Origin of the sequence: Streptomyces sparsogenes (genome assembly GCF_001704635.1) — a bacterium.
In the GTDB taxonomy this organism is placed as follows: Bacteria; Actinomycetota; Actinomycetes; order Streptomycetales; family Streptomycetaceae; genus Streptomyces; species Streptomyces sparsogenes.
Map to the genome: position 1 here is coordinate 1 of NZ_MAXF01000209.1, position 7,416 is coordinate 7,416.

The following is a 7,416-nucleotide window of genomic DNA, read 5'->3' on the forward strand; positions in this document are numbered from 1 at the left end:
TGGCGACCAGGGAGGTGGAGCAGGCGGTCTGGACGGCGTAGCTGGGACCTCGGAGGTCGAGTTTGTACGACAGCCGGGTGGCCAGGAAGTCCTTGTCGTTGCCGACCATCACCGCGAAGTGGTTCGAGGTGGTGGTCTGGTCGACGCGGGGCAGGACCTGCTGCTGGAGGTAGGTGTTGATGGCCGCGCCGGCGTAGACGCTGATCAGCCCGTCGTAGCGGGCGGGGTCGTAGCCGGCGTGCTCCAGGGCAGCGTGGCCGGTGGTCAGCAGGATGCGGTGCTGCGGGTCGGTGATCGCGGCCTCGGCCGGGGTGAACTCGAAGTACCCGGTGTCGAACAGGTCGACGTCCGGGATGACCCCGTGGGCGGGGACGTACTCCGGGTCGTCGAGCAGCCGCGCGGGCACCCCCGCCGCCGCCAGTTCCTCCCGGCTGAACCGGGTGATGCCCTCGCGGCCCTCGCTCAGCAGGCGCCAGAAGGAGTCCAGGTCGTCGGCGCCGGGGAAACGCCCCGCCATGCCGATGATCGCGACATCCGTCTCGGCTGCCTGGACCTCGTGGCTGCTCACTGGCCCTGTCTCCCCTTTTCGTGGGCCCGTTCCGGTCCGGACGGGCAGGTGGCGGCATTGGTCGGTACGGGCCCTCGGCCCCTTGGCGCTGCGGCAGGCGGGTCCGGGTGGTCAGCCCGGCCCGGGGCGGCTCACGGGGCCGTCCTCGGCGATCCGACCGGCGCGGTCGGGTCCGGGGTGCGGGCGCTCCGGGCGGCGAAGGCGGCCGTGAGCGTCGGGGACGGCATCCGGGTGCCCGCGTTCCATTCGGCCGGCGGGCGCCGGACCTCGGCGGCGGGCCCCCGGACATGGCGGCGCCCGCCGAGCGGCCCGGCCACGCGGCACCGGTCGGGCGTCAGCGGGAGGTGGAGGACGGGGCCGTCGTTGTCCCCGTGTTCGGCGGCGGGTGTCAGGCCCGAGCGGAAGAGGTCGTACCCCCGGCACCGGATGTGCATCTCGCCCATCGATAATTCCCGTCGGCGCCGTGGTACGGCGCCGACGACGGCCGCGCGTTCCTCGGCGAAGAGATAAATGTCCGCGGCGTCGTCGAATTCCTCCGCGGACTTCACGTCGGCGGGAAGTATCTCCTCGGTCACTGTTCCCCCGGGCCCCGTTCTCCGTCCGCTTGCCAGGCGTTCAGCGATAAGCGCTCGTCGCGTGCCCGTGCGGCGATGGCGAAGTCCCCGATCCGCTCGGTCTTCTCCGCCATCGTGTCGTCACCGGCCCCTTCGAGATGGCCACGAGCCAGTCGCAGGTCTCGTTTTATCGGTTGTGGGCTCACACAGGTGGCGCCGCGGCCAGCCGGCGGCTGTGCGGGCGCATATCGGTCCAGTTATCCTCGATGAAGGCGAGGCAGCCAGTGTCGCGACAGATGTCATCGTTTTCTTTGAAGGGAATGGACATACCACCCCTCACCTGGAGAGACCTGAGCCATCGTGACGTTTCCTGTAAGCCGCCCCCAAGATCGCCACCTTGGTTTGCCGATGCCAAGAGTCAGTAACCAGTAGGGGGACAATCACGGAGATGCCGCCTCCGGCCCATGCGGCCTGAGGCTTCCCCGTCTCGCTCCCCTAATCCGAATCGAGAGCTTAGGTTGACTTGATCACGGCCGTCAACCGCCTCCCGAGGGCCGCGTAGCTCGATTCCTCGCCCCGGAGCCACCGCGCAACAGTCGATCCCTACCCGGGGAAAGAGGGAAACGGAGGTTGACCATGTTGCCATCAGCCCTGATCGGCCAAGCTTTTCGATCGCAACCGGACTCTCGTGGCGTTGCCCACGCTCGTGTCGATGGCCCCACGGACCGGGTGACGAACAACTCGGCACCCGGGCTACTTGAGTCACCTATCCGCCATCGGCAGTTTCATCGGCGGAATTGACGGCGCCTTCAAAGTTGAAGAATTGACGGGACACGCACTGAGCCGCGTGATCCACTTCTCCGGAGGGGCCCCTGAGATCTTGACCACAGTCGCTCGGTCCGAGCCCTGGCGCAGCCGCTGGCAGCGCGTGGACTGGGCACACCTGAAGCCATCCAGGCACCCACCCGGCCGGGAGGAGCATTCGACTCCCCCCCACGGCCTCCGACCCGACGAAGGACCCAAAGGTCACACTCGTGAGCATCCGTACGACGCATCGCGCTCTGCTGAGCCGCCTGCTGCCCGATGACAAACCGGACGACCTCGCAGTACGCCAGGGGCAATTCCACACCGTGGTCATGGGCTCAGACCGCGTCGTATGCCTGCCTCGCACCCCGGCAGCGGCCGCTCGGTTACCGGAGCGGATGGCCGCACTACACGCCCTCGCCGGCCTCGACCTCGGCTTCCGCACTCCTGAGCCACTGCTCCAGGGCGGCGCCCACGGCACCGACGAGGCGCCGTTCCTCGTACTCGGTCGCATTCCCGGGGAACCGCTGGAGACCGGCGCCCTCAGCGATGCCGAAGTGGCCGACACCGTGGCGGCGCAGTACGCCACGCTGCTGTCCGCTCTGGCCCGTGCCGGCAGCGACGAGACGGTACGAGCCGTTCTTCCTCGGGCACCACAAGGCCGGTGGCGGCGGTTCGCGGAGAACGTGCGCGCGGAGCTGTTCCAGCTCATGTCCGACGGCGGGCGCCTACGGGCCGAGCGGGAACTCACAGCACTCGACGACCTTCCCCACGTCACCCGAGCGGTGGTGCATGGCGACCTCGGTGCGGAAAACGTCCTGTGGGTGTGGAAGCACGGCCTGCCGCACCTGTCCGGAGTACTCGACTGGGACGATGTCGCACTCAGCGACCCGGCCGAGGATCTCGCAGCCATCGGCGCGAGTTACGGCCGGGAAACGCTGGAGCGGGTGCTCGCCCTGGGCAGCTGGTCAACCCACGGACTCCATACCCGTATCGCCGCGATCCGCGGCACATTCGCCCTGCAGCAGGCCCTCTCCGCAATCCGCGACGGCGACCAGGAAGAACTCGCGGACGGCCTGGCAGGCTACCGCTGAGGCACATCACCACATCCGCTTCGTCGAGCACTCCAGGGCAACAGCGATCCGGCGAACCTGTTCAGTAGAGCGACGCGCCCGCGACCAGCGTGCCGAGGGCCGTGCGCTGGTGGGTGACCGAGCGGCCTGTGCGGGTCGTCGTCGCCATGCCCGCCGATCTGAGCGCCGCCGCGTGGGAGGAGGCCGTCGCGTTGCTGACGTGGAGGGCGCGGGCCAGGGATGTCGTGGTGTGGGGCTCGGCGAGGAGGCGCAGCGCGTCGAGCCGGGTGCGGCCCAGGACGGCGGCCAGGGCCTCGGCGGGCACGGCCGGGCGCCCCGCGGTGGGCGGGAGCCCGGGACCGGCCGGGTACGTCAGGATTGCGGGGCGGCCCGGGAGGTCCTGGAGAAGCGGGCCCGCCGGGTGGTGGAAAGTGGGCAGCAGGACCAGGCCGCGCCCGTCGAGGCGGACCTCGCGGGCCGGCGCCGCGCCGGGCCATTCCCACACGGCCTCGTGGAGCCGGCTGCCCGGGGCCAGGCCGGTCAGCGTGGCGGCCACGCCGTGCTCGGCGACAGCCAGAGCGTAGCGGGTGAACTCCTCGCGGTGCAGATCCTGTACGACGGGCCAGACCGGGGCGAGGACCGTCTCGTACGCGGCCTGCTGGGCGCGGTGCAGGGTGCGCCAGGCCGTCTCGTCGCCCGCGTGCAGGCTGCGGATCCAGCGAGGGGCGGGCACCGCCCCGTAGACCCGCTCCAGCTCGGAGCGGACGTGGCCGGGGCTGGTGGCGCGGATCTGTGCGAAGCCGTCGGCCATGGTGTCGCCGAGGACGTCGAGGAAGGAGGGCGGGCGGCCCGCCGGAACCAGGTCGGCGAGCGGGTCGGTGGCGGCCGGGAGGGAGCGCAGGACACGGGCGCGCCACGGTGCGAACAGTGGCCCGCCCCGCCGGGCCACGGCTGTCGTCAGGGCGGCGTGCAGCTCCTGGAGCGGCGCCGGGCGGGTGGCGAGGCGGACCCGGGCGAAGTCCTGCGCCGTGAAGTGGATTCGCAGCACTCTCACAACTCCTCGTCCCGGACCAGCCTTTCGGCCAGGGCCTGAACCTTCGCATCGTGACGGCCCCCGCCCCAAGGATGTCCGTATGACGTCACGACGCGCTCTTCTGAAAGGCACCCTATGCGGGAGTGCCGCCGCCCTGCTGCCCACGGCGGCATCCGCCTCCAGTGGCGGCCCCGTCCTCCGGCTGCCCGCGCCCGGCGGCCCGTACCCGGTGGGCATGCGGACGGTCCATCTGACGGATCCGGCCCGTAGCGACCCGTGGGTGGGCGGCGTGCGGGAGGTCATGCTGACCGTCCTGTATCCGGCCCGATCGGTACGCGGCCGCTCCCGGGCCCCGCAGCTCACCCCGGACGAGGCCGCGGTGTTCGCCGAGTACGCGCCGCACGTCCATCCGGGACTGCCGGGGCCGGGGACGGTGGACTGGGGCGCGGTCCTCACCCACGGGTACGTGGGCGCACCGCCGCTGCCCGGGCGGCGGCCGGTGCTGGTGTACTCCCCCGGTGGCGGCGACTCGCGCACGCTCGGCACAACCCTCGCCGAGGACCTGGCGAGCCACGGCCGAGTGGTCGTCCTCGTCGACCACCCCGGTGACGCCTCTCAGGTGGAACTGCCGACCGGGATGCGGACGACCGTCCTGACCGGACCGCCGGACCCGGCGACCTTCCGCACGATGGTGGACACCCGGATCGCGGACCTCCGCCTGGTCCTTGACCGGCTCGGCGACCTGCCGCTCGCCCCGGTCATGGACCCCTGCCGGATCGGGTTGTACGGACACTCCGCAGGCGGCACGGCGGCGGTGTACACGGCCCGTGGCGACCGCGGGGTCGGCGCGGTGGCGAACCTCGAGGGCTATCTCGACCTGTATCCGACGCCGGGCGGCTTCGACCCGCCGCTGCTGCTGTTCCGCACCGGCGGATTCGAGGGCGCCGCCCGTATCGAGTCCTCGTGGGCGAGCCTTCCCGGCCACCGCGCGCTGCTCGCCGACGCGAACCACTGAGCGTTCACCGACTACGGCTCGCTCGTCGCGCGGCTCCAGACCGCCGGACTCGTGACGGCGACGGCGCGGGCCGCGCTCATCGGCACCGCCGACGCGGTGGTGACACTCGCCGAGGTACGGCGCCGGGTGGGGACCTTCTTCGCCCGCCACCTGTTGTAGCGGGGCCGCTCACCCGGGCTCGGCCGGTGGTCGGGCCGCCACCGCAGGGGGGCAGGCCCCACCATCGACCGACCCGCTGCCCGGATGGTCCGCGGGGTCTCGAACCACGAGGCTCAACGAGTACACGATCCACCGAGCAACAAGGGAACCTCTGTGTTCAGCTTCAAGTCGCCGCACCGCCGTACCGCCCGCACCGCTGCCGTCGGTGTTCTCGCCGCCGCGGCCTGCGCCACCGTCATGGCCGGCAGCGCCGGAGCCATCGTCAACGGGTCGGACTCCACCGAGAGCTACCCGTTCATGGCGGTCATCCCGGAGTCGGCTCCGGACCAGGGTCTGATCGACGGCAACTGTGGGGCGTCGCTGATCGATGAGCAGTGGGTGCTGACGGCGGCTCACTGCCTGAAGGTCGAGGGCCTCGAGCTGGACGGCATCGTGCGCGTCGGCAGCGATCACCGCAAGTCCGGCGGCACCGTCCGGAAGATCGACCGGACCTTCGTCCACCCCGGCTATGTGAACGGCGACAACAAGGCCGCCAACAAGAACGACATCGCGCTGGTACGCCTGGACCGCCCGGTCGCCGAGAAGCCCATCAAGATCGCCGCGCAGCCCGGGCGGCCCGGTACGCCGACCCGGCTCCTGGGCTTCGGCACCACCGTCGACACCGAGTTCACGTTCCCCGACCGGCTGCAGGAGCTGAACACCCGCAGGGGCGCCGAGTCCGAGTGCGCACCCGGCTACGCGGACCGGACCCGGCTGTGCACCATCACCACCGTGCCCAACGCCATGGCGTGCTCTGGGGACTCCGGCGGACCCCAGATCCAAAAAGGCCGCAACGGCCGCTGGGAACTGATCGGCGTCACCTCCGGGCCCGGCGCCCCGAACGTGCCGTGCTCCAAGGGCCCCGGCCTCTACACCAGCGCACCCGCCTACGCCGGCTGGATCACCAAGACCATGAAGACCAACCGGGCCACCGCTCCGTCGGCTGCGGCCAAGGGCTCCGACCTCGCCGAAACCGGCACGGACGACAACGCCGCGGCGACGCCCGGCGTGGCGGCCGCGCTGATCGTCGCCGGCGGCGGCACCGCCCTCGCCGTACGCCGCGGCAAGGCCCGCCGCGCCGCCTGAGCGGCCCTCCTTCCTCTGCGGCGACGACCACCTCGCAACAGATCATCCGTGGCTTGCACCGTTCCCGCCGGCCATACGGAGGGCGCCGGGCCTGGTCCGGCTCGGCGCCCTCCGCTGTCCGTCGTCGGTCTTCGCGCTATGACCAGGGCAGGACCAGGGCGCCCCAGGCGACGACGGGGCCGAGGGCGACGATTCCGCCGGTGTAGCCGATGACCTGGCGGTAGAAGCGGCGGGTGTCCACCCCGCGGGCGTTGCTGAGGACGAGTGCTCCGTTGGTCGAGAAGGGAGAGGTGTCGACGATCGTCGTCGAGACGGCGAGCGCGGCGATCAGTCCGGCGCCGCTGAGGTGACTGGCGAGCAGCAGCGGTACGGCGATGGGGATGATCGCCGTGAGAATCGCGGTGGAGAAGGCGAAGGCGGAGGTGATGGCCACGGTGAAGGCCGACCTGGACTCCTTCACCGCCCTCGACCAGGGCACCTTGCGGCTCGGTTCCTTCCCCACGGCGAGCGCGTCCCTGCTACCGCTGGCGCTCACGCGTTTCCGGCGGCGCCACGCCGGCATCCGCATCGAGGTACGCGCCGGAGTCCTCGCGGAGCTGAGGGAGATGCTGCACATTGGCGAGGTGGAGCAGGGGCTGCTCTGGGACTACGAATGGAACCGCCTCGACGACCCGGCGCTCGCCCTCACCCACCTGCTGGACGACCCCACGGTGCTGGTCGTCCCCGCCGACTCCCCCCTGCGCTCACATCCCTCCGTACGCCTCGGCGACCTCGCCGACCAAGAGTGGATCATCCGCGCCGACAACCATCCCGTCGCCGACGTCCTGCGCCGAAGCTGTCGCCAGGCGGGATTCGAGCCGCGCATCGCCTACTCCTCGCACGACTACCAGGAGGCGCAGGCCATGGTCGCCGCCGGTCTCGGCATCGCGCTCGCCCCCCGCCTGGCCCTCACCAGCCGACGCAGCGACGTACGCCTCCTGCCCTTCGCCCCCGACCTGCACCGGGCCCAGCTGGGCGCGGTCCGGCGGGGCAGACGGCACGGCCACAGCTGCGCCCTCAGCCGTTCGCGAGCGGTGCGTTGCGTT

General features: G+C 71.4%; 9 protein-coding genes. 4 read left to right on the forward strand and 5 right to left on the reverse strand.

The window, feature by feature from the left end; translation table 11 throughout:
* The 3 genes from BBH68_RS36560 to BBH68_RS44160 form a co-directional block, all read right to left on the reverse strand.
* Positions 1 to 568, reverse strand: a 568-nt coding sequence (locus BBH68_RS36560; RefSeq protein WP_141713142.1) for a beta-ketoacyl synthase N-terminal-like domain-containing protein, incomplete at its 3' end; no start/stop codon positions are given.
* A gap of 131 nt (positions 569 to 699) precedes the next feature.
* Positions 700 to 1,143 carry a hypothetical protein gene (locus BBH68_RS44155; RefSeq protein ID WP_065968192.1) on the reverse strand — a complete coding sequence of 148 codons (444 nt, stop codon included), beginning with the start codon at positions 1,141 to 1,143 and terminating at the stop codon, positions 700 to 702.
* Positions 1,144 to 1,324: 181 nt separating this feature from the next.
* Positions 1,325 to 1,450: a hypothetical protein gene (locus BBH68_RS44160; protein WP_281182516.1), complete on the reverse strand. Its 126-nt coding sequence runs from the start codon at positions 1,448 to 1,450 to the stop codon at positions 1,325 to 1,327.
* A gap of 706 nt (positions 1,451 to 2,156) precedes the next feature.
* On the opposite strand from BBH68_RS44160, the gene vph reads away from it, so the two are divergent.
* Positions 2,157 to 3,020 carry a viomycin phosphotransferase gene (gene vph / locus BBH68_RS36570; RefSeq protein WP_065968193.1) on the forward strand — a complete coding sequence of 288 codons (864 nt, stop codon included), beginning with the start codon at positions 2,157 to 2,159 and terminating at the stop codon, positions 3,018 to 3,020.
* 61 nt (positions 3,021 to 3,081) lie between these two features.
* Here the strand turns inward: vph and BBH68_RS36575 are convergent, their stop codons facing one another.
* Positions 3,082 to 4,047 carry a winged helix-turn-helix domain-containing protein gene (locus BBH68_RS36575; protein ID WP_065968194.1) on the reverse strand — a complete coding sequence of 322 codons (966 nt, stop codon included), beginning with the start codon at positions 4,045 to 4,047 and terminating at the stop codon, positions 3,082 to 3,084.
* Between the two features lie 85 nt (positions 4,048 to 4,132).
* Between BBH68_RS36575 and BBH68_RS36580 the strand changes: the two genes are divergently transcribed.
* Both BBH68_RS36580 and BBH68_RS36585 read left to right on the forward strand, forming a co-directional pair.
* Positions 4,133 to 5,047: an alpha/beta hydrolase family protein gene (locus BBH68_RS36580; protein ID WP_245738486.1), complete on the forward strand. Its 915-nt coding sequence runs from the start codon at positions 4,133 to 4,135 to the stop codon at positions 5,045 to 5,047.
* 312 nt (positions 5,048 to 5,359) lie between these two features.
* Positions 5,360 to 6,331, forward strand: coding sequence for a S1 family peptidase (locus tag BBH68_RS36585; protein WP_065968195.1), 972 nt, complete (start codon positions 5,360 to 5,362; stop codon positions 6,329 to 6,331).
* A gap of 136 nt (positions 6,332 to 6,467) precedes the next feature.
* On the opposite strand, the gene BBH68_RS36590 is transcribed toward BBH68_RS36585, so the two are convergent.
* On the reverse strand, positions 6,468 to 6,764 hold the full coding sequence (locus BBH68_RS36590; RefSeq protein WP_065968196.1) for a hypothetical protein: 297 nt from the start codon (positions 6,762 to 6,764) through the stop codon (positions 6,468 to 6,470).
* On the opposite strand from BBH68_RS36590, the gene BBH68_RS36595 reads away from it, so the two are divergent.
* Positions 6,757 to 7,416: LysR substrate-binding domain-containing protein (locus tag BBH68_RS36595; RefSeq protein WP_245738487.1), on the forward strand; the 660-nt coding region annotated here is incomplete at its 3' end. The genes BBH68_RS36590 and BBH68_RS36595 overlap by 8 nt on opposite strands.

Bases quoted from the DNA above. Each gene is read 5' to 3' on its own strand.
- BBH68_RS36580 (WP_245738486.1), top strand. From the start codon at position 4,133: ATGACGTCACGACGCGCTCTTCTGAAAGGCACCCTATGCGGGAGTGCC.
- BBH68_RS44160 (WP_281182516.1), bottom strand. From the start codon at position 1,450: ATGTCCATTCCCTTCAAAGAAAACGATGACATCTGTCGCGACACTGGC.